At 71.2% G+C, this 20,309-nt stretch carries 20 protein-coding genes; 15 read left to right on the forward strand and 5 right to left on the reverse strand.

Annotated elements, in window-relative coordinates; genetic code table 11:
• Positions 1 to 6 precede the first annotated feature (6 nt).
• The 8 genes from RBJ77_RS45620 to RBJ77_RS45655 all read left to right on the forward strand — a co-directional run bounded on the left by RBJ77_RS45620 (position 7) and on the right by RBJ77_RS45655 (position 6,969).
• A complete protein-coding gene (locus tag RBJ77_RS45620) occupies positions 7 to 651 on the forward strand; it encodes an HAD family hydrolase (protein WP_372350403.1) in 645 nt (214 codons plus the stop codon).
• A gap of 70 nt (positions 652 to 721) precedes the next feature.
• Positions 722 to 1,969, forward strand: coding sequence for an MFS transporter (locus tag RBJ77_RS45625; protein ID WP_372350341.1), 1,248 nt, complete (start codon positions 722 to 724; stop codon positions 1,967 to 1,969).
• Complete coding sequence (locus tag RBJ77_RS45630; protein WP_372350342.1) at positions 1,920 to 3,095, forward strand: acetoin utilization protein AcuC; 1,176 nt, start codon at positions 1,920 to 1,922, stop codon at positions 3,093 to 3,095. Before RBJ77_RS45625 ends, RBJ77_RS45630 begins: the two co-directional genes overlap by 50 nt.
• Before the next feature lie 105 nt (positions 3,096 to 3,200).
• The gene (locus RBJ77_RS45635) at positions 3,201 to 4,016 is read left to right on the forward strand and encodes a phosphatase (protein WP_372350343.1); all 816 of its coding nucleotides are present in this window, start codon (positions 3,201 to 3,203) and stop codon (positions 4,014 to 4,016) included.
• A 129-nt stretch (positions 4,017 to 4,145) separates the two neighbouring features.
• Entirely contained in the window at positions 4,146 to 4,358 is a 213-nt protein-coding gene (locus RBJ77_RS45640) for a helix-turn-helix domain-containing protein (RefSeq protein WP_158689180.1), read from the forward strand.
• Positions 4,359 to 4,508: 150 nt separating this feature from the next.
• Entirely contained in the window at positions 4,509 to 4,607 is a 99-nt protein-coding gene (locus RBJ77_RS45645) for a 30S ribosomal protein bS22 (RefSeq protein ID WP_003948845.1), read from the forward strand.
• Between the two features lie 224 nt (positions 4,608 to 4,831).
• Complete coding sequence (locus tag RBJ77_RS45650) at positions 4,832 to 5,905, forward strand: NAD-dependent epimerase/dehydratase family protein (protein ID WP_372350344.1); 1,074 nt, start codon at positions 4,832 to 4,834, stop codon at positions 5,903 to 5,905.
• Between the two features lie 14 nt (positions 5,906 to 5,919).
• Positions 5,920 to 6,969 carry a lysophospholipid acyltransferase family protein gene (locus RBJ77_RS45655; RefSeq protein WP_372350345.1) on the forward strand — a complete coding sequence of 350 codons (1,050 nt, stop codon included), beginning with the start codon at positions 5,920 to 5,922 and terminating at the stop codon, positions 6,967 to 6,969.
• Positions 6,970 to 7,047: 78 nt separating this feature from the next.
• Here RBJ77_RS45655 and RBJ77_RS45660 read toward each other — a convergent pair whose 3' ends face one another.
• From RBJ77_RS45660 to RBJ77_RS45670, 3 genes are all read right to left on the reverse strand, one after another.
• Positions 7,048 to 8,256, reverse strand: coding sequence for a DUF5667 domain-containing protein (locus RBJ77_RS45660; protein WP_372350346.1), 1,209 nt, complete (start codon positions 8,254 to 8,256; stop codon positions 7,048 to 7,050).
• 251 nt (positions 8,257 to 8,507) lie between these two features.
• Positions 8,508 to 9,299, reverse strand: coding sequence for an ECF subfamily RNA polymerase sigma factor, BldN family (locus RBJ77_RS45665; protein ID WP_372350347.1), 792 nt, complete (start codon positions 9,297 to 9,299; stop codon positions 8,508 to 8,510).
• 303 nt (positions 9,300 to 9,602) lie between these two features.
• Positions 9,603 to 10,538 carry an HAD family hydrolase gene (locus RBJ77_RS45670; RefSeq protein ID WP_372350348.1) on the reverse strand — a complete coding sequence of 312 codons (936 nt, stop codon included), beginning with the start codon at positions 10,536 to 10,538 and terminating at the stop codon, positions 9,603 to 9,605.
• 147 nt (positions 10,539 to 10,685) lie between these two features.
• Here RBJ77_RS45670 and RBJ77_RS45675 point away from each other — a divergent pair, with 147 nt between their 5' ends.
• The 7 genes from RBJ77_RS45675 (at position 10,686) to RBJ77_RS45705 (ending at position 18,661) form a co-directional block, all read left to right on the forward strand.
• Positions 10,686 to 10,964, forward strand: coding sequence for a glutaredoxin family protein (locus tag RBJ77_RS45675; protein ID WP_372350349.1), 279 nt, complete (start codon positions 10,686 to 10,688; stop codon positions 10,962 to 10,964).
• A gap of 321 nt (positions 10,965 to 11,285) precedes the next feature.
• The gene (locus tag RBJ77_RS45680) at positions 11,286 to 12,077 is read left to right on the forward strand and encodes a redox-sensing transcriptional repressor Rex (RefSeq protein ID WP_372350350.1); all 792 of its coding nucleotides are present in this window, start codon (positions 11,286 to 11,288) and stop codon (positions 12,075 to 12,077) included.
• A complete protein-coding gene (locus RBJ77_RS45685; protein WP_372350351.1) occupies positions 12,074 to 13,729 on the forward strand; it encodes a glutamyl-tRNA reductase in 1,656 nt (551 codons plus the stop codon). Before RBJ77_RS45680 ends, RBJ77_RS45685 begins: the two co-directional genes overlap by 4 nt.
• Complete coding sequence (hemC, locus tag RBJ77_RS45690) at positions 13,726 to 14,688, forward strand: hydroxymethylbilane synthase (RefSeq protein ID WP_372350352.1); 963 nt, start codon at positions 13,726 to 13,728, stop codon at positions 14,686 to 14,688. Before RBJ77_RS45685 ends, hemC begins: the two co-directional genes overlap by 4 nt.
• Positions 14,685 to 16,364 carry a uroporphyrinogen-III synthase gene (locus tag RBJ77_RS45695; RefSeq protein ID WP_372350353.1) on the forward strand — a complete coding sequence of 560 codons (1,680 nt, stop codon included), beginning with the start codon at positions 14,685 to 14,687 and terminating at the stop codon, positions 16,362 to 16,364. Before hemC ends, RBJ77_RS45695 begins: the two co-directional genes overlap by 4 nt.
• Before the next feature lie 90 nt (positions 16,365 to 16,454).
• On the forward strand, positions 16,455 to 17,447 hold the full coding sequence (gene hemB, locus RBJ77_RS45700; protein ID WP_372350354.1) for a porphobilinogen synthase: 993 nt from the start codon (positions 16,455 to 16,457) through the stop codon (positions 17,445 to 17,447).
• Between the two features lie 50 nt (positions 17,448 to 17,497).
• A complete protein-coding gene (locus tag RBJ77_RS45705) occupies positions 17,498 to 18,661 on the forward strand; it encodes a winged helix DNA-binding domain-containing protein (protein ID WP_372350355.1) in 1,164 nt (387 codons plus the stop codon).
• Here RBJ77_RS45705 and RBJ77_RS45710 read toward each other — a convergent pair.
• Together RBJ77_RS45710 and RBJ77_RS45715 are read right to left on the reverse strand one after the other, a co-directional pair.
• On the reverse strand, positions 18,658 to 19,209 hold the full coding sequence (locus RBJ77_RS45710) for a hypothetical protein (protein ID WP_372350356.1): 552 nt from the start codon (positions 19,207 to 19,209) through the stop codon (positions 18,658 to 18,660). The genes RBJ77_RS45705 and RBJ77_RS45710 overlap by 4 nt on opposite strands.
• A 119-nt stretch (positions 19,210 to 19,328) precedes the next feature.
• On the reverse strand, positions 19,329 to 20,024 hold the full coding sequence (locus RBJ77_RS45715) for a DUF4232 domain-containing protein (protein ID WP_372350404.1): 696 nt from the start codon (positions 20,022 to 20,024) through the stop codon (positions 19,329 to 19,331).
• Positions 20,025 to 20,309: the final 285 nt, after the last annotated feature.

A 20,309-nucleotide genomic window follows, 5' to 3' on the forward strand; every position in this document is an offset into this window, starting at 1 on the left:
CTGGATATGCGCTACGAATTGGTCATCTTCGACAATGACGGTGTTCTGGTCGACAGCGAGCCGATCTCCAATACGCTCCTGGCCGGCTATCTCACCGAGCTCGGGCACCCGACCTCGTACGAGGAGTCCCTGCGGGATTACATGGGCGCCGCCATGCACCGCGTACACGATCTCGTCCTGGAGCGGACCGGGCAGCGGCTTCCCGAGGACTTCGACGAGGTGTTTCACGGGCGGGTCTTCGCCGCTTTCGAGCGGGAGTTGGAGCCGGTCGCCGGTGTCGTGGAGGTGCTGGAGAAGCTGACCGCCGACGGGGTGCCGTACTGCGTGGGGTCGTCCGGGAGTCATGAGCGGATTCGGGTCGGGCACCGGAAGACCGGGCTCGACAAGTGGTTCGGGGACGGGCTCGTGTTCAGCTCGCAGGACGTGGGGCGGGGGAAGCCGGCGCCCGATCTGTTCCTGTACGCCGCGGAGCGGATGGGCGTGGCTCCGGAGAAGTGCGTGGTCGTCGAGGACAGTCCGCTCGGGGTGCAGGCAGCCGTCGCCGCCGGGATGGACGTGTACGGGTTCACGGCCATGACCCCGGCGGAGCGGCTCGTCGGGGTGAACGGGCTCTTCGCGGACATGCGCGAGCTGCCGCGGCTGCTGGCCTGAGGTCACGGTCGGTCCATGGTTTTGTGATCCATCTACCCACTGGTAGGGCGGGGCCATACGCTGTGCCGCCATGACCGATGGGATCGATGGCATATCAGGTGCGCTGCGGTGGGGGCGGAGATCGCTGGCGTTCAGCTTCTTCGCGCAGGGCGCGGCGTTCGCGCTGCTGGTGACGCGGATTCCCGCGATCCAGGACCAGTACGGGATATCGGACGGGCTGCTGCCCGTCTTCCTCGCCGCCGTGCCGATCCTCGCCGGCGTCGGCAGCGTGTGCACCGAACAGCTCGTGAAGCGGGTGCGGCCCAGCCGGGTGCTGCGGTGGTCGCAGCCCGTCGTGCTCCTGGCGCTGCTCGGGGTCGGCGCCGGGGACTCGTTGGTGGAGGCCGGGGTCGCGCTCGCCGCGTTCGGCTTTGCCGTGGGGGCGCTGGACGCCTCGATGAACATGCTCGGGGTGAGCCTGCAGAGGGCGTACGGGCGCAGCATCATGCTCGGGTTCCACGCCTCGTACAGCCTGGGCGGGATCGTGGGGGCGTCGCTGGCGTGGGTCGGGGCGCACTGGGACCTGTCGCTGTTCGTGTCCTATCTGCCGGTGTCCGTGGTGCTGCTGGTGCTGTGCCTGGTGGGGAGCCGGTGGTACGTCGACGGTGGAGGGGCCCAGGAGGCCGCAGAGGGCCAGGAGAGCGGTGCGCAGGAGGCGGGGCGGGTCGTCTTCAGGATGCTGTTGCCGCTGTGCCTGGTGATGTCCTTCGCGTACATCGGTGACTCGACGGTCTCCAACTGGAGCGCCAAGTACCTGCAGGACGTGCTGGGGAGCTCGGAGCAGCTGTCGACCGTCCCGTACAACGTCTACATGGTCATGACGCTCGTCGGGCGGGCGATGGGCGACGTGGGAGTGCGGCGGTTCGGGGCGGTGCTGGTGGTGCGGCTGGGGGCCGTGGTGGCGGCTGCCGGGTTCGGTGTGGTGGCCGTGGCGCCGGGGCCCTGGGTGGGGATGCTCGGGTTCACTCTGCTGGGGCTCGGGTTGTGTGTGATCGTGCCGCAGACCTTCGCCGCCGCCGGGCGGATGTTCCCCGGGGCGTCCGATGCCGCCGTGGCGCGGCTCAATATCTTCAACTACGTGGGTTTTCTGGTGGGTTCGCCGCTCGTGGGCGCTCTGGGGGATGCGTGGAGTTATCGCGGGGCGATGCTGGTGCCGATGGCGCTTGTCCTGGTGACACTCGTGTACGCCCCTTCTTTCGGCGGCGGGGCGGGCCGATACGGTGGCGGGCATGAGCGGCCGCGCGCAGTTGATGTGGGACCCGGCGGTAGCGGGGTATGACTTCGGACCCGGGCACCCGATGGATCCGGTCAGACTGGAGCTGACCCGGGGCCTGGTGGATGCCTTCGGGCTCGACCGGGACGTGGACGTCGTCGCGGCCAAGCGGGCCGGCGACTCGACGCTGCGGCTCGTGCACCGCGAGGACTACGTGGAGGCGGTCAAGGCCGCGTCCGCGGATCCGGCGGCGGCCGACCAGGCGTACGGGCTCGGGACCGTCGACGATCCGGCCTTCGCCGGGATGCACGAGGTGTCCGCGCTGATCGCGGGCCAGTCGGTGGGGGCCGCCGAGGCCGTGTGGCGCGGTGAGGCCCTGCACGCGGTGAACTTCGCGGGCGGGCTGCACCACGCGATGCCGGGCGCCGCCTCCGGGTTCTGCGTGTACAACGACGCGGCGCTGGCGATCGCCCGGCTGCTGGAGCTCGGCGCGGAGCGCGTCGCGTACGTGGACGTCGACGTGCACCACGGGGACGGTGTGCAGGCCGCGTTCTGGGAGGACCCGCGGGTCCTGACGATCTCGCTGCACGAGCATCCCAGGACCCTGTTCCCGCAGACCGGATGGCCGGAGGAGACCGGGGCCGCCGGGCCCGCCGAGGGGACGGCCGTGAACGTCGCCCTGCCGGCCGGGACCGGGGACGCCGGCTGGGTGCGGGCGTTCCACGCCGTGGTGCCGGAGCTGCTCGCGGAGTTCCGGCCGCAGGTCCTCGTGACCCAGCACGGGGCGGACACCCACTTCGAGGACCCGCTCGCGCACCTGGCGGTCTCGCTGGACGCGCAGCGCGCGGTGCAGGTGGCCTGTCACGAGCTCGCGCACGCGTACGCGGACGGCCGGTGGGTCGCGCTGGGCGGCGGCGGATACGCCGTGGTCGATGTGGTGCCGCGGTCGTGGACGCATCTGGTGGGCATCGCCGGCGGGCGGGAGATCGCGCCCGAGACGGTGATTCCCGAGGGGTGGCGGCAGCAAGTCTTCGCTCGTACGCGGCAGTTGGGGCCGGTGCGGATGACCGATGGGCGGTGGCCCGTCGCGTACCGGGAGTGGGAGGCGGGGTACGACCCGGCCGACCGGCTCGACCAGGCGATCCTCGCGACCCGCAAGGCGGCTTTCCCGTTGCGGGGGTTGCTGCCCTAGGCGGGCCGCGGCGGGTGGCTCGACGGGGCGTGGGCGTTACTCCGACTGTGGGGTGTTTCGGGGTTTTGCGGGTGGGCTGGGTGGCAATGCGCCAGCATTTCAAGCGTGTTGAGCACCGGCGCCCTGCGTGCGCATCTGTTGGCGGCTCGGCTTGCCGGGCCCGTGGCGACCTCCCGCGAGGAGAGTCTGCGCAGTTACCGGCTGTTCGAGGCCCGGGACCCGCGCGTGCTGCTCGGGCTCGACCCCGAGTGGTCCTGGGGGCAGCGGGACCTGCTCGCGCTGATGGCCGACAAGTGCGGGGTGTCGGGCGATCCGGGCCACACCGACGGGCACGACGTCATCGATCCGGAACGGACGCTCGCGGCCCTCGACGCCTTCGCCGACCGGCTCGCGCGGGCCGCTGACACCAGGTCTCCCGTGCTCTTCGGAACGGGACATCCGCACCGATTGCTCGGTTTCTACGCTTCCTTGGCCGACGCCCTGTCGGCGGTGGGATGTCCCGTCCTCACCCCGGCGCAGGGTCACAGTGTCGACATAACGACCCGGTTTGGACTACGTACGTACAACCTTGACTACGTACGAGGAGTCGCGCTGGTGCGCGAACCCGACGCGTGGCCGCCCGGAAGCGAGACGGGCGCGCACACCCACTCGCCACTCCCGGTTCGTACCGCTCTGGCCGCTCTCGCGGAGGCCGGCGAACCGCTTCCCGGGCTTGTCGTGGGGGACCACGGGTGGGCCTGCGGTGCAGGTCAGTTGGGGTTCGAGGCCATCGGCCTGGCCGATACGGACGATCCCGCGCTGTTCGTCGGTGAGGCCGAGGGGCGGGTGTCCGTCGTCGTTCCGCTTGATGACGCTGTGCGGTCTGATTACTACCGACCGCTTACTCGCTATGTACTCAATCGAGCGTGTCTGTCACAGTAGGCGGCCGATCGCTGCTCCTCTTCCCCACTCGCACCACCCGCCCCTACATTGGGGAGTGAGCACGCAACGACGTTGAGTCACCGGAAGGGGAAGCCGGTGGCCGTCGAGTGCGGAAGGTTCAGGTGTGTCATGGCTGCTGGTGAGAGTAGGCCTCTGAACGAGGTGCAGTTCCTGACCGTGGCGGAAGTCGCCTCGGTCATGCGAGTGTCCAAGATGACCGTGTACCGGTTGGTGCACAGCGGTCATCTGCCCGCGATCCGGGTGGGGCGGAGCTTCCGTGTCCCCGAGCAAGCGGTCCACGAGTACCTCCGCGAGTCCTATGTGGGGGTGGATGCGGGCTGATCCGTAGCCCCCGGAAGCCCTCGATTTCTGGCTCGGCGCTCGGGCGGGGTAGGCTAGCCCCTCGTAGGTCGTGTGGGCCCCAATTCAGCCCCGCACCGAGTGATTGTCCCCGCACAGCGGGGGTTGTCCCAGAAGTGAGCGAGGGTAGTCGTGGGCTCTGTTATCAAGAAGCGGCGTAAGCGGATGGCTAAGAAGAAGCACCGCAAGCTGCTGAAGCGCACCCGCGTGCAGCGTCGCAACAAGAAGTAAGCGACCGCTGCGAGAAGCGCGTTTCTGTGGCCCTTTCACCGTTCGGTGGGAGGGCCACAGTGCGTTGTGGGGTACGCGGTTCGTTCAGGCTTGTACGTATATCTGTGGCTGTCGTCACTTCCTGCACTGTGTAGTCATCACAGCGCAACATCGAACCGATAACGTGACCCGCGGCAGAGCATGCGGAGCGCGGGCGGGGCTGGGACGGAAGGTAGGCGCTGATCTTGGGCAAGGTCGTGCTCGTGACCGGGGTGGCCCGGCAACTGGGGGGCCGGTTCGTCCGACGGATCCAGCGTGATCCGGAGGTGGACCGGGTGATCGGGGTGGACGCCGTGCCGCCCGCGCACCATCTGGGCGGTGCCGACTTCCTCCAGGCGGACATCCGCCAGCCGACGATCGCGCGGGTGCTCGCGGAGCACTCCGTCGACACCGTGGTGCACATGGACGTGACCGGGACGCCGCTGGCCAGTGGCGGCCGCGGCTCGGTCAAGGAGACCAACGTCATCGGCACGATGCAGCTGCTCGGAGCGTGCCAGAAGTCGCCGCAGGTGAAGCGGCTGGTCGTGAAGTCGAGTACGAACGTGTACGGGTCGGCGCCGCGGGACCCGGCCGTGTTCACCGAGACGACGCCGCCGAAGTCGCTGCCGAGCGGCGGCTTCGCGAAGGACACCGTCGAGGTCGAGGGGTACGTGCGCGGGTTCGCCCGGCGCCGGCCCGACGTCGCGGTGTGCGTGCTGCGGTTCGCCAACATCCTGGGTCCGACGGCCGATTCGCCGCTCGCCGAGTACTTCTCGCTGCCGGTCCTGCCGACCGTCTTCGGCTACGACCCGCGGCTGCAGTTCGTGCACGAGGACGATGTCATCGAGGTGCTGCGGATCGCCTCGCACGATCCGGCGCGTGGCACGCTCAACAGCGGGACGTTCAACGTCGCGGGTGACGGCGTGCTGCTGCTCTCGCAGTGCTCGCGGCGGCTCGGCCGGCCGACCGTTCCCGTCCTGCTGCCGGCCGTGACCTGGGTCGGCAGCGCGCTGCGTACGCTGGGTGCGACGGACTTCTCGCCCGAGCAGATCAGGCTGCTCACGCACGGGCGGGTGGTGTCGACGACCCAGTTGCGCGACACACTGGGATACCGGCCCAAGTACACGACCGCCGAGGCCTTCGCGGACTTCGTACGCGGCCGGGGCCCCGGGCTGCTGCCGCCTCAGGCCCTCGCGGGGGCCGTGGACCGGATCGCCGCACTGCCCGTCCTGGGCGGCGCCCGCACGCCCAGCCACCCCCCGACGCAGAGCGCCAACTGAGGAGCGCATCAACGATGGCGGACGCCAAGGTCATTCCGTTCGACGACGACAGGTCTCGAGGGGCGGCCGGCAAGGGTGCCGTGCGCCGCAGGGGCCCGGGGGGCAGCGGCCGGCGCAAGGGCGAGCCCGCTGCCGTACGCGAGGTGCAGCCGCTGCCCGTGCAGCAGGCCGTGCCCGTGCCCGAACCCGAGGAGCCCGCCGTGCCGGAGAAGCCCGAGGAGCGGGGCGGCTGGGACCGGCGGATCGCGGGCGGGCTCTCGTTCCTGCGGCGCCGGATCACCGGGGACTACGACGTCGACGAGTTCGGCTACGACAAGGAACTCACCGACCAGGTCCTGATGTCGCTGCTGCGGCCGATCGCGGAGAAGTACTTCCGGGTCGAGGTGAAGGGCGTCGAGAACATCCCGTCGGAGGGCGGGGCGCTGATCGTCTCCAACCACTCGGGGACGCTGCCGCTGGACGGCCTGATGCTGCAGGTCGCCGTGCACGACAACCACCCGGCCGAGCGCCATCTGCGGCTCCTGGCCGCCGACTTGGTGTTCATGCTGCCGGTGGTGAACGAGCTGGCGCGCAAGGCCGGGCACACGCTGGCCTGTGCGGAGGACGCGCAGCGGCTGCTCGAGGTCGGTGAGCTGGTCGGCGTCATGCCGGAGGGCTTCAAGGGCATCGGCAAGCCGTTCAGCGAGCGGTACAAGTTGCAGCGGTTCGGCCGCGGCGGCTTCGTGTCCACGGCCCTGCGCGCCGGGACGCCGATCGTGCCGTGCTCGATCGTCGGGGCGGAGGAGATCTACCCGATGATCGGCAACGCGAAGACGCTCGCGCGTGTCCTCGGTTTCCCGTACTTCCCGATCACGCCCACGTTCCCGTGGCTGGGTCCGTTGGGGGCGGTGCCGCTGCCGACGAAGTGGACGATCCAGTTCGGTGAGCCGATCCCGACGGACGGGTATCCGCCGGAGGCGGCCGAGGATCCGATGCTGATGTTCAACCTGACGGACCAGGTGCGGGAGCAGATCCAGCACACGCTGTACAAGTTGTTGGTGCAGCGGAGGTCGGTGTTCTTCTGACGGGCGGGCCGGCGCCGAGATGCCGGTGCGGTGAGGGGCGCGGGGACCAGGTCCTCGCGCCCCTTTCTTGCCGCGGAGCTACTTCGCGTCCTCGCCGTCGATGCCCAGGCCGGGCAGCAGGCCGGGGAGGAGCGGGGGCAGGGTCACGTCCGGTTTGGCCGAACCCGTGCCGGTGGAGCCGGACTTGCCGGAGGACGGGGTCGGGGTCGACTCGTCCTTCGGCGGGTCCAGGAGGCCGCCCGTGGTTTCGCCGAGGAGGCCGTCCTCGGCCTTGCCGGTGCCGGAGCTGGACGGCTTGGGCTTCGTCGAACCGGAGCCACCGCGGTGGCTGTCGGCGGAGCCGGACGGGGTCGAGCGGTCGGTGCCGGACGCGCCCGGTGACGTACCGCCGCCGCTGGACCCGGTGCCCGGTGAGCCGCCCTGGTCGGGAGGCTGCGGCAGCAGCGAGCGCAGCGGGTCCACCTCTTGGTCTATGGCGTCGAAGACCGAGCTCACCTGGTCCCTGACGTCGCCCAGCTGGACCGGGAGCTTGTCGCTCAGGGCGGTCCAGCTCTGCCGGTGCGACGCGGAGAACGCCGACAGGGCCTGGATCGGGCCGAGCGAGCCGTCCCGCTTGTACGCCTCGCTCAGCAGCCGGTGGCCCTCGGACGCGTCGTACTGCATCCCGGAGAGCGCCCTGCGGACCTCGCCCACGGACTCGTGGTCGAGGTGCCCCGTACGGCCGCGGTCCATCAGCCGGCGCGCCTCGTTCAGCCGCGTCGACGCCTGGTCCAGGTAGATCTGCCCGCGGTCGGAGTCGCCGTCCGCCATGCCGAGCTTGAGATCTTCCATGCCGCGCTTGAGGCCGTAGAGGTGGTCACCCGGCAGGGCGTTCGAACTCGCGGCGGCCACTCCGCCGAACGCGCCCGCGGCCACACCGACCGTGAGCCCGCCCGCGGCGATGCCCTTGGACAGGCGCGAACGCGGCCGGAGCTTGCGCAGGGAGGCCGCCCGGTGGGCGCCCTTGGTCCTGGTGCGCTGCTCCGGTACCGAAGTGCCTGCCCCGCCCTCCTGGAGCATGGCCTCCATGGCGGCCACGAGCTGCGCCCGCTGCACCACCTTCACCTCGGGGTCCAGCTCCGGTGTGGGCAGCTCGCCGAGGCCCGTGGCCAGGCTCAGGAGCCTGCCCTGCTCGGTCCGGTCGGCCGGATCCTCCGGCTGCTGCGCCGCCGCGTCCCGGTCGGACTGGTCCTCCAGGGCCTGGGCGAAGGCGTTCGCCCGCCGGTGTGCCGATACATTCGCGATCACTGGCGGCACCTCCTCTCGTCATGACGGTCGACTCCCATGTCGACTCCCCAGGGGGTCCTGAGGGTTGCACGCCCGAGCCGCTTGCACTCGATCGAGTGAGTGGAACCGGGACCGGACGTGACCACAGGGAGCCTGCATCCCGCACAACGAGCGGCTTGGCACTTGGGTTACGGACGAAAGATGATCCGACCGCGAAAGCATCTGGCTTTCACAGAAGGTGAGTTGAGCGTCGCGCGCGGTGACACGAACGATCAGCGCGCGTCGTCGGGGAGCAGGCGTGCGAGGGTGCGGACCGCCCGGTACTGGAGGGTCTTGATCGCGCCCTCGTTCTTGCCCATCACCCGGGCCGTCTCGGCGACGGAAAGGCCCTGCAGGAAGCGGAGCGTGACGCACTCCTGCTGCTGCGGGTTCAGCCGCCGCACGGCGTCCAGGAGCGCCGCGTTCGACAGGGACTCCAGGACCGAGTCCTCCGGTGAACGCTCCACCTCGTTCGCGTCGAGCATTTCGCCCGTGGTCACTTCGAGGCGGAAGCGGCTCGACTTGAAGTGGTCCGCGACCAGATTGCGCGCGATCGTGACCAGCCAGGCGCCGAAGTCGCGGCCCTGCCAGGTGAAGGTGCCGATGCGGCGCAGGGCGCGCAGGAAGGTCTCGCTGGTGAGGTCCTCCGCCGTCGCCTTCCCGCCGACGCGGTAGTAGATGTAGCGGTACACGGTGTCGCTGTACTGGTCGTAGAGCCGGCCGAAGGCATCGGCTTCACCGGCCTGGGCGCGCTCGACCAGGTCCATCATGCGGGCGCTGTCGCTGTCCGCGGCGGGACGGCGGGCCGTGGACGTACCGGACGCGCCGGCGGCTCCGGAGCGCGCGCGTCTGCCCACGGTGGCGGCCCTGCTGTCGGCCATGGTGAAGCACGGACCGGCCGGCGCAGGGACGGCGGCGAGGGCGGGGACGGCGTACGCGGTGGGGACGAAGCCGCGCAAGCGGTCCACGACCGTTGCGCGCAGCGTAGCCAGGCCCGAGGCGTCAACCCCGACGTGTTGAAACACGGGACTCCCAGAGGCAGAGCTTCCATCACGTGCAGTGCGGGACCGTTCACCCGTCGTGCTGACGTGTCGGTACCGGAATGCGTCTGAGGAGAATAACGCTTCGTGCAGGGAGCGCTACACCCAGTTGCTCAAATCATCGATTACGTCACTTCTGTAGCTGATCGGCGATGGTTCAAGTACCTGAGAGTGACCACTTGTTGATCGGATTAGGTCATGTTCCGGTTGCGGCCGTGACGCGTTGTGGCCGAGTGATATCCGCGTGACTGGCGGGGGCCGGCCACGGGTAAGCAGTCCGGAATGCCGTCAGCGGCGGCGTCGGTGCAGTGCGATCGCCGCCGCCGTGCCGCCCGCGACCGCGCCGACGCCGGCCGCCGCGGGGATGCCGACCTTCGCGGCCTTGCGGCCGGTGCGGTAGTCGCGCAGCCGCCAGTCCCGCTCGCGCGCGTACTTGCGCAGTTTGGCGTCGGGGTTGATCGCGTACGGGTGCCCGACGAGCGAGAGCATCGGGATGTCGTTGTGGGAGTCGCTGTAAGCGGCGCAGCGGCCGAGCTCCAGGCCCTCGGCGGAGGCGAGCGCGCGGACGGCCTCGGCCTTCGCGGGGCCGTGCAGCGGTTCGCCGACGAGCTTGCCCGTGTAGACGCCGCCGATCGACTCGGCGACCGTGCCGAGGGCGCCGGTCAGGCCCAGGCGGCGGGCGATGACCGTGGCGATCTCGACGGGGGCGGCCGTGACCAGCCAGACCTTCTGCCCGGCGTCCAGGTGGGCCTGCGCCAGGGCACGGGTGCCGGGCCAGATCCGCTCCGCCATGTACTCGTCGTAGATCTCCTCGCCGATCGACATCAGCTCGGAGACGCGGTGGCCCTTGACGATGGACAGCGCGCTGTCGCGGGCGTCCTGCATGTGCTCGGGGTCCTCGACGCCGGCGATCCTGAACCACGCCTGCTGCCAGGCGAACCGGGTCAGCTCGCGGCGCTGGAAGAACTTCCGCTTGTACAGGCCGCGACCGAAGTGGAAGATCGCGGCGCCCTGCATCACGGTGTTGTCCAGGTCGAAGAAGGCGGCGGCCTTGTCGTCGCCGAAGACCGGGAACTCCGGCTCCTGATCGCCTTCGGGCGGGGGCGCCTGGTCCTCGATCTCCTGGGAGGACTTGCGGGCGGCCTCGGCCGAGGCCTCGCCGGCCAGCACGCTCCGCGCGGTGGCGGAGCGCCTACGGGGTGTGAGCCATCCAAGAGCGGCCATGCGGCGAGCATAGCCAGTCTGTTCGGTGCATCCGGAGTCGAGAGGATTTCGGAAGGCTGCCGGTGTGTGAACTCTCGGCTGCTCCGGGCCCCGGAAGGCGCGGAAGTGGGTCGTACGGGATCGGCCGGTGGGGCGAGAATGGCCGGTATGAGCCCCATCTTTCGCCGCGGTGAGAAGAAGAGTCCCGAGGACCGGGTCGTCACCCTGATCGGTAAGCCCGGGTGCCATCTGTGTGATGACGCACAGGTGGTGATCGAGAAGGTCTGCGCCGAGGTCGGCGCCTCCTGGGAGAAGAAGGACATCAACGAGGACGAGGAGCTGTACCGCAAGTACTGGGAGCAGATCCCGGTCGTTCTCGTCGACGGGGAGCAGCACGACTTCTGGCGCGTGAAGGAGGAGCGGCTGCGTACGGCACTGACGCGCTAGGCCGTCGCACAAGTCACTGACCGAGGAGTCCAACTGGCCCCGAAAGTCGCTTAGGATCGAGGGCGGTTTTGGTCTCGGGGGCGTGGATCGTAAGGAAGGTGTGCGGTTTTGCCCCCCTCAGGTGAGCAACGAAGCTGCCTGCGCGCCGGTTCCAGGATCGCGCGCCGGGGGCGCGTGACCCCGGTCACGTTGGCCGGGCAAATCGGACACCATCTTTGTGCACGCGTTCACAAAGACATAGCCTGCATTCGACGGGGCGGTCTTGGGACACGACAAGGCGTACCAGCCCGCCCACAGCCCCGCTCTACCCGCAGGAGCACCGTGGCAACTGGCCGAACTCACCGACCGGCGACCCGCAGCCGAGGCATTCCCGAGGCCACCGTCGCCAGGCTTCCGCTGTACCTCCGAGCCCTCACCGCTCTGTCGGAGCGCTCGGTGCCCACGGTCTCCTCCGAGGAGCTCGCGGCCGCCGCGGGGGTCAACTCCGCGAAGCTGCGCAAGGACTTCTCGTACCTCGGCTCGTACGGGACCCGGGGCGTCGGCTACGACGTCGAGTACCTCGTCTACCAGATCTCGCGCGAGCTGGGCCTCACGCAGGACTGGCCGATCGTGATGGTCGGTATCGGTAACCTCGGTGCGGCGCTGGCCAATTACGGTGGGTTCGCCTCGCGCGGCTTCCGCGTCGCGGCGCTGATCGACGCCGATCCCGCGATGACCGGCAAGTCCGTCGCCGGGATGTCCGTGCAGCACGCCGACGACCTCGAGAAGATCGTCGACGAGAACGGCGTGTCCATCGGCGTCATCGCGACCCCGGCCGGTGCCGCGCAGCAGGTCTGCGACCGGCTCGTCGCCGCCGGTGTCACCTCCATCCTGAACTTCGCGCCGACCGTCCTGTCCGTGCCGGACGGCGTCGACGTGCGCAAGGTCGACCTCTCCATCGAGCTGCAGATCCTCGCGTTCCACGAGCAGCGCAAGGCCGGCGAGGGCGCGGTCGACGGCACCGAGGGCGCCGGCGTCGGTGTCGAGGGCCCGGCCGCCAAGGTCACCAAGCCCACCGCAGGCGACGACCGCAAGGGACCCGACGGGGACGTGCCCGCCGTGATGCCGGCATGAGTCTCCTCGTCGTCGGGCTGAGCCACCGCAGCGCACCGGTCAGCGTCCTGGAGCGGGCCGCGCTCGCCGTGGACACCCAGGCCAAGCTGCTCCAGGACACCCTCGCCGCCGAGCCGGCCGCCGAGGCCGCCGTCCTCGCCACCTGCAATCGCATCGAGCTGTACGCCGACGTGGACAAGTTCCACGCCGGTGTCGCCGAGCTGTCGACGCTGCTCGCGCAGCACAGTGGCGTGGGTCTCGAAGAGCTCACTCCTTATCTTTATGTGCACTACGAGGACCGGGCGGTGCACCACCTGTTCTCGGTGGCGTGCGGGCTCGACTCGATGGTGGTCGGCGAGGGCCAGATCCTCGGCCAGATCAAGGACACCCTCGCGCGTGCCCAGGAGCTGCACTCCGCGGGCAAGCTCCTCAACGACCTCTTCCAGCAGGCGCTGCGGGTCGGCAAGCGCGCGCACTCCGAGACCGGGATCGACCGCGCCGGTCAGTCGCTCGTCACCTTCGGCCTCGAGCAGCTCGCCGTCGGGCAGCCGGTGGACGCGTGGGCGCAGGGCAAGCGCGCCCTCGTCATCGGCGCCGGCTCGATGTCGTCGCTGGCCGCCGCCACGCTCGCGCGGGCCGGGGTCGCCGAGGTCGTCGTCGCCAACCGGACCATGGAGCGCGCCGAGCGGCTCGTGGAGATCCTCACCGAGTCGGGCACGGCGGCCCGTGCCGTCGCCATGGACGCCGTGGCCGACGAACTGACACGTGCCGACGTCGCGATCTCCTGCACCGGCGCCACCGGACTCGTGCTCACCGCCGACGCGGTGCGGGCCGCCGTCGCGGGCCGCACGCCGACCGCGGGCGCCGAGGTGCCCGCGCCGTCGACTCCCGCCTCCGGCAAGGCCGTTGCCGACCCGTGCCCCGTGGACACCGTGCGCGGCGGGTTCTCCGTCGAGGGCGAGGCCGCGGTCGCCGGGTTCGACGCGGCCGCCCTCGAACAGCACGGCGCCTGGGTGGACAACGCCCCGGGCGAGCGGGTCCGGCCGGTCGAGGCCTCGGAGGCCGACACCATCGCCGCGCTCGCCGCCGTCGGCCGGGTGCCCGAGATGCGCCGCGACCGCGCCCCCGAGCCCGTACGCCGGGTGGCCCTGGCCCTCCTCGACCTGGCGATGCCGCGCGACATCGACGCGGCCGCGCACCGGATCGGCGGGGTCCGCCTCGTCGACATCGAGTCCCTCGCCGACGCCTCCGCCGACGCACCCATGGCCGCCGACGTGGACCAGGTGCGGGCGATCGTGGCGGACGAGGTCACCGCGTTCGGCGCCGCCCAGCGGGCCGCGCACATCACGCCGACCGTCGTCGCGCTGCGCACGATGGCCGCGGACGTGGTGGCGAACGAGATCGCGCGCCTCGACGGCCGGCTGCCCGGCCTGGACGAGAAGCAGCGCGCGGAGATCACCCAGACCGTGCGACGCGTGGTGGACAAGCTGCTGCACGCGCCGACCGTACGGGTCAAGCAGCTGGCGGCCGAGCCCGGCGGTGCCGGGTACGCGGACGCGCTGCGCACCCTGTTCGACCTGGACCCGGAGACGGTCGCCTCCGTCTCGCGGGCCACCCCCCAAGACCGTGAATCCGCAACCGGCACGGTAGGCAAGAATCGAGGCCCGGCATGACCGCCGAGAAAGCACTGAGGCTGGGCACCCGGCGCAGCAAGCTGGCCATGTCCCAGTCCGGGCATGTCGCCGAAGCCGTACGCCAGTTGACCGGCCGCGAGGTCGAGCTGGTGGAGATCACCACGTACGGGGACACCTCCCGTGAGCACCTGACGCAGATCGGTGGCACGGGCGTCTTCGTGGCCGCGCTGCGCGAGGCGCTGGCGAGCGGCGAGGTCGACTTCGCCGTGCACTCGCTGAAGGACCTGCCCACCGCGCAGCCCGAGGAGCTCACGCTGGCCGCCGTGCCGCTGCGCGAGGACCCGCGGGACGTGCTGATCGCGCGGGACGGCCTGACGTTCACCGAGCTGCCCGCCGGCTCCCGCGTGGGCACCGGGTCGCCGCGCCGCATGTCCCAGCTCAACGCCTACGCGAAGAGCCACGGCATGCGCATCGAGACCGTGCCGATCCGCGGGAACATCGACACCCGCATCGGATACGTGGAGAAGGGTGAGCTCGACGCCGTCGTCCTGGCGGCCGCCGGCCTCAACCGCATCGGCCGGAGCGGAGAAGTGACCGACTTCCTCTCCACCGACATCGTCCTGCCCGCCCCCGGTCAGGGGGCCCTGGCAGTCGAGTGCACCGCCAAGAACGGTGTGCTCGCCGCCGCGCTCGCCGAGCTCGACGACCCGCTCACCCGGGCCGCCGTGACCGCCGAGCGGTCCCTGCTCGCCGCCCTGGAGGCCGGCTGCAGCGCACCCGTGGGTGCCCTCGCCGACCTTCTGGCCGACGGGCAGATTGTCAAGGAAATGCGCCTGCGCGGCGTCGTCGGTACCACCGACGGCTCCGAGCTCGTGCAGCTGTCCACCACCGGTCCCGTGCCCTCGTCCGAGGACGAGGCGCTGGCTCTCGGGCGCGAACTCGCCGCCGAGATGCTGGCCAAGGGCGCGGCCGGTCTGATGGGGGAGCGAGCACTTTGAGCCCCACCACCGCTGAATCGACCGCCTGCGCACCTGGGCACGTCACCTTCCTGGGTGCCGGCCCCGGTGATCCAGGACTGCTCACCCTACGGGCCGTGGAGGCCCTGACCCGAGCGGATGTGCTGATCGCCGAGCCCGAAGTGCTCGACGTCGTCCGCACTCATGCCAGGGCAGGAGTCACCGTCCTCGACGCCGAGGGCGTGCCCGGGCAGACCGGCGCCGCTGACGAGGCGTCAACTGCCGTCGCGGTCCCGGCTCTGAGGGACTGGGCCAATCTTGTCATGGAGGCCGCACGGGGCGGCAAGCGGGTCGTGCGTGCCGTCACCGGTGACCCCGGGCTCGACACGTACGCGGCCGAGGAGATGCTCGCCTGCGCCTCCCAGGGCATCGACTTCGAGGTCGTCCCGGGCGTCGCGGCGGCCGTCGGCGTGCCCGCGTACGCCGGTGTCCCGCTGCGCGACGCGGAGGGCGCTGACGTCCGTTTCGTGGACGCCAGGACCGCCTCCGACCGCTGCTGGACCGAGGTCGGCGCGTCCGACGGCACCGTCGTGGTGTCGACGACGCTCGACGCGGTGGCCGCGGCCGCCGGTGAGCTGGTGGCGGCGGGCCGCAAGCCCGACACCCCGCTGTCGGTCACGATCGCCGGTACGACGACGCGCCAGAAGACCTGGTCCGCCACGCTCGGCACCATCGCGCAGACCTTCAAGCAGGCCAAGGTGCTGCCGTCGCCGGAGGGCAGCCGCCCGGTGATAGCCGTGGTCGGTGAGCGCAGTGCCGCCGCCCGCCGCGACCAGCTGTCGTGGTTCGAGTCGAAGCCGCTGTTCGGCTGGCGCGTGCTCGTCCCCAGGACGAAGGAGCAGGCTGCCTCGCTCTCCGACCAGCTCAGCTCCTACGGTGCGGTGCCGCACGAGGTTCCGACGATCGCCGTCGAGCCGCCGCGCACCCCGCAGCAGATGGAGCGCGCGGTCAAGGGTCTGGTCACCGGCCGCTACGAGTGGATCGCCTTCACGTCGGTGAACGCCGTCAAGGCCGTCCGCGAGAAGTTCGAGGAGTACGGGCTCGACGCCCGTGCCTTCGCCGGGATCAAGGTCGCCGCGGTGGGCGAGCAGACGGCGAACGCGCTGATCGCGTTCGGCGTGAAGCCGGACCTGGTGCCCAGCGGTGAGCAGTCGGCCGCCGGTCTGCTGGAGGACTGGCCGCCCTACGACCCGGTCTTCGACCCGATCGACCGCGTCTTCCTGCCGCGTGCCGACATCGCCACGGAGACCCTGGTCGCCGGGCTGATCGAGCTGGGCTGGGAGGTCGACGACGTCACGGCGTACCGGACCGTGCGCGCCTCGCCGCCGCCGGCCGAGACGCGTGAGGCGATCAAGGGCGGTGGCTTCGACGCCGTGCTCTTCACGTCCTCGTCGACCGTGCGGAACCTGGTCGGGATCGCGGGCAAGCCGCACAACGTGACGGTGATCGCCTGCATCGGTCCGGCCACCGCGAAGACCGCCGAGGAGCACGGCCTGCGGGTCGACGTCATGGCTCCGGAGCCGTCGGTGCACAAGCTGGCCGCCGCGCTCGCCGAGTTCGGCGCCAAGCGGCGGGACGCGGCCGTCGAGGCCGGTGACCCGGTGACGCGGCCGAGCGAGCGGCGCCCCGGGGCGCGGCGCCGGCGGGCCGCGCCGTAAGGCAGAGTTGAGGGGCGGGTGCCCGGCTTCGGCCGGATGCCCGCCCCGCTTCGTTTTCATAGGTTCTTGTAGGTACGAGGTGACAGTTCAGTGACTCGGTACGGCTCTTTCCCCGGTTCGCGTCCGCGGCGGCTGCGGACGACTCCCGTCATGCGGCGGATGGTCGCCGAGACGCGGCTGCATCCGTCCGATCTGATCCTGCCCGCGTTCGTGCGGGAGGGCATCGACGCGCCCGTGGAGATCGGCTCGATGCCGGGCGTGTACCAGCACACCCGGGACTCCCTGAAGAAGGCGGCCGTCGAGGCCGTCGAGGCTGGGGTCTCCGGGATCATGCTGTTCGGAGTGCCGCTCGACGAGAAGAAGGACGGGGCGGGCACGGTCGGCACCGACCCGGACGGGATCCTCCAGGTCGCGCTGCGCGACGTGCGGGCCGAGGTCGGTGACGACCTCGTCGTGATGTCCGACCTGTGCCTGGACGAGTTCACCGACCACGGGCACTGCGGCGTGCTGGACGAGCAGGGCCGCGTGGACAACGACGCGACGCTGGAGCGGTACGCGGAGATGGCGCAGGTCCAGGCCGACGCGGGCGCGCACGTGGTGGGCCCCAGCGGCATGATGGACGGTCAGATCGGCGTCGTCCGCGACGCGTTGGACCAGATCGGCCGCGAGGACGTCGGCATCCTGGCGTACACGGTGAAGTACTCCTCCGCCTTCTACGGCCCGTTCCGCGAGGCCGTCGGCTCCTCGCTGCGGGGCGACCGCAAGACGTACCAGCAGGACCCGGCCAACTCCCGTGAGTCCATGCGGGAGTTGGCGCTCGACCTCGCCGAGGGCGCCGACATGGTGATGGTGAAGCCGGCCGGCCCCTACCTGGACGTCCTGGCGAAGGTCGCGGAGTCGGTCGACGTGCCCGTGGCCGCGTACCAGATCAGCGGCGAGTACGCGATGATCGAGGCGGCGGCGCAGCGCGGCTGGATCGAGCGGGACCGGGCGATCATGGAGGCGCTGACCGGCATCAAGCGGGCCGGCGCGCACATGATCCTCAGCTACTGGGCGACCGAGGTGGCGCGCAAGCTGGACTGATCCCTCGCGGATCCGGGTGCGGGGTCGGGCGGGCCGGGAGAATGGCCCGCATGACGATCACCGCGCGCGTCCTCAACCGGTCCACCCTCGCCCGGCAGTTGCTCCTGGAGCGGGCGGCGGTCGGGGTCGAGGACGCGGTACGGCGGGTTGTCGCGCTCCAGGCGCAGCAGCCCGCTTCGCCGTACGTGGCGCTGTGGAACCGGGTGGCGGGGTTCGAGGCGGAGCGGCTGGACGCGGCGTTCCGGGACTTCCGGGTGGTGAAGTCCACGATGATGCGGATCACGCTGCACGCGGTGCACGTCGACGACTACCGGGCGCTGCGGGCGGCGGTGGAGCCCACGGTGCGCGGGGCGCGGCTGCGGGACGCGCGGTTCCGGGCGTCGGGGCTGACGGAGGCGGAGGGGGCCGGGCTGCTGCCGGACCTGCTGCGACGGGCCGAACGCCCGAGCACCAGCGCCGAGTTGGGGAAATGGTTCGCTGAACGAGCCGGTGTCGAGGGGAAGTCGGCACTGCCCGCGTGGCGGATGCTGCGGCAGTGGGCGCCGCTCTGGCACGCGCCGGTCGCCGGGATGCCGTGGGGATACGCCTCCGACAGCCGGCAGTTGTTCGTGGCGGCGGACGCCGGGCGGGTGCCCGAGCTGGGCGACGCCGAGGCGGTGGCGGAGGGGATGCGGGTGCTGGTCCGCCGCTATCTGGAGGGGTTCGGGCCCGCGTCGGTGGCGGACATGGCGCAGTTCGGGCTGGTGCAGAAGGGGCGGGTGCGGGCGGCGCTCGGCGATGACCTGGTGGAGCTGGCCGGTCCTGGCGGCGAGGTGCTGTACGACGTGCCGGGCGGGGTGCTGCCGGACGGGGACGTGCCGGCGCCGCCGCGGCTGATGGCCATGTGGGACAGCACGCTGCTGGCCTACGCCGACCGGGGCCGGCTGATCCCGCCCGAGTACCGCAAGTACGTGACGCGGGTGAACGGGGACGTGCTGCCGACGGTGCTCGTGGACGGCTACGTGGCGGGTGTCTGGCGGGTCGCGGACGGGGACGGCGGCATCGAGGCGGGGGCGTTCCGGCCGCTGCCCGAGGAGGCGTGGGAGGGGCTGGCGGCGGAGGCCGGGGGGATGCTGCGGTTCCTGGGGGAGCGGGACGCGGCGGCGTACCGGCGTTACGACCACTGGTGGGCGAAGGAGCTGCCGGTGGCGGAGACGCGGGTGCTGGCTGGCTAGTCCGTGCGGGCTCGGCGGCGCACGACGTAGAGGGTGCCGCCGACGGCGCCGGCCATGAGGGCTCCGCCGAGGGCGAGTTGGACGACGTCGGTGGTCGTGGTGCGGTCGTCGGTGCCGATGCCCGCCTTGACGCCCTTGTCGACGGTGGGGGCGGGCCACCGGCTGTGGTCGTCGGTGCCGCCGCCATGGCCTCCGACGCTGATGCGGTGCGTGGAGGTGCTGCCGCCCGCGCAGGCGACGGAGACCGAGTGGGTGCCGGTGGCGGTCTCGGAGACCGTGGCGGTGCCGGTGTGGGTCCCGGCGGAGCCCGTGGACAGCTCGACCGCCTCCGAGAACGCGGTGGAGGTGGCGGTCGCCGAGGTCGCGGTGCAGCCGCCCGCCACGGAGACGACGACCGTGGAGCCGGGGACGGCCGGGTCGGGGGTGATGGAGAGGGTGGGCCGGTCCGGCGGGATCGGCGGGTTCTCGGCGTGGGCGGTGGTGGTGGCGGGCCCGGCCACGGCCAGGGCGGTGAGCGCGGCTGCGGCGAGGGGGCGGGCGGGGCGCATGGTGGGGCTCCGTTTCGATGGGCCGGGTGGGCGGACCGGTGGCTCCATGGAAAGCAGAGGTGGGCGGTGGGGGCGCGCGGTGGTAGGCCGATTGCGCGCCGACGGCGGGGCGGGGTTGGCTACTGCTTGCCGGTGCCGACGGGGTCGACGGTGACGCCCGCTTCGGTGGGGCTGTCGCTGGCGGGGAGGTTGAGGGTGACCGGGAGGGTCTTGGAGTGCGTCTCGTTCGGCGGGGTGATGACGATCAGGGTGATGTTCACGCCGGAGCCGCCGGTGTCGTTGCGCGGGGTGTGCACGGTGAAGCGGGTGGTCTCGCCGTTCTTGAGGACGACGGTGGGTGCGGCGAGCTTGGTGCGTGCGGCGGGGATGCCGCCCGGGCCGCTGTCGACCTTGAGGTCGACGCCCGGGAAGCCCTTGAGGTAGCAGGCGTCGCTGGTGTTCTTGAGGCTGACCAGGAGGTCGCCCTCGCCCATGCCGTGGGCGGTGCTGAAGGCGAGGTTCGCGGTCTTGCAGGGGCCGGTGTTGATCTGGCCGCCGCCGCTGCCGTCGGTGTTGCCGCCTGCGCTGCCGCCGGTGCTGCTGCTGTTGCCGTTGCTGTCGTCGTTTCCGCTTCCGCTTCCGTTCCCGTTGTCGCTGCCGGAGGGGGAGGCGGTGTTCGTGCCGCCGCTGCCGGTGCCTCCGGCGGTGGGCGAGGAGGAGGACGTCGAGTCGCTCGGGGCGGCGGCATCGTTGTCACCGGAGCCCGACTGGCAGGCGGTGAGGGAGAGGCCTGCGGCGAGGGCGACGGCGGCGAGGGTCAGCTTGGTCGGCTTCATCGGCTTCTGAGCGCGCATTGGATCTTCCTTGGGGTGGGGAGTGGCGTGGTGGCTGGTGGGCTTTGCTGATCGGTAGGACCTGATCGGGGCGGGGTGCCGTTCCGATGAACTTCCGGTCTGTACATGGCTGTTACACGGGAGTGGTGGAGGTGGGGTGGGGGTGATTGCCGTGTGGCCTGCGGAGTTGAGGGGTGAGGGGGTGGTTGCGGTGGCGTGTTGGCACACCTGTGCGGGTGGCGGGTGCCGGGACAGTTCCGTGACACGGAGGGGCTTGAACGCGTAGGG

The sequence above is a fragment of the Streptomyces sp. KL116D genome, from assembly GCF_030766975.1.
Lineage (GTDB): Bacteria > Actinomycetota > Actinomycetes > Streptomycetales > Streptomycetaceae > Streptomyces > Streptomyces longispororuber_A.

Coding starts and splice junctions, on each gene's coding strand:
- RBJ77_RS45620 (WP_372350403.1), top strand. CDS start 7: ATGCGCTACGAATTGGTCATCTTCGACAATGACGGTGTTCTGGTCGAC.
- RBJ77_RS45625 (WP_372350341.1), top strand. CDS start 722: ATGACCGATGGGATCGATGGCATATCAGGTGCGCTGCGGTGGGGGCGG.
- RBJ77_RS45630 (WP_372350342.1), top strand. CDS start 1,920: ATGAGCGGCCGCGCGCAGTTGATGTGGGACCCGGCGGTAGCGGGGTAT.
- RBJ77_RS45640 (WP_158689180.1), top strand. CDS start 4,146: ATGGCTGCTGGTGAGAGTAGGCCTCTGAACGAGGTGCAGTTCCTGACC.
- RBJ77_RS45655 (WP_372350345.1), top strand. CDS start 5,920: ATGGCGGACGCCAAGGTCATTCCGTTCGACGACGACAGGTCTCGAGGG.
- RBJ77_RS45670 (WP_372350348.1), bottom strand. CDS start 10,538: ATGGCCGCTCTTGGATGGCTCACACCCCGTAGGCGCTCCGCCACCGCG.
- RBJ77_RS45675 (WP_372350349.1), top strand. CDS start 10,686: ATGAGCCCCATCTTTCGCCGCGGTGAGAAGAAGAGTCCCGAGGACCGG.
- RBJ77_RS45685 (WP_372350351.1), top strand. CDS start 12,074: ATGAGTCTCCTCGTCGTCGGGCTGAGCCACCGCAGCGCACCGGTCAGC.
- hemC (WP_372350352.1), top strand. CDS start 13,726: ATGACCGCCGAGAAAGCACTGAGGCTGGGCACCCGGCGCAGCAAGCTG.
- RBJ77_RS45705 (WP_372350355.1), top strand. CDS start 17,498: ATGACGATCACCGCGCGCGTCCTCAACCGGTCCACCCTCGCCCGGCAG.
- RBJ77_RS45710 (WP_372350356.1), bottom strand. CDS start 19,209: ATGCGCCCCGCCCGCCCCCTCGCCGCAGCCGCGCTCACCGCCCTGGCC.
- RBJ77_RS45715 (WP_372350404.1), bottom strand. CDS start 20,024: ATGAAGCCGACCAAGCTGACCCTCGCCGCCGTCGCCCTCGCCGCAGGC.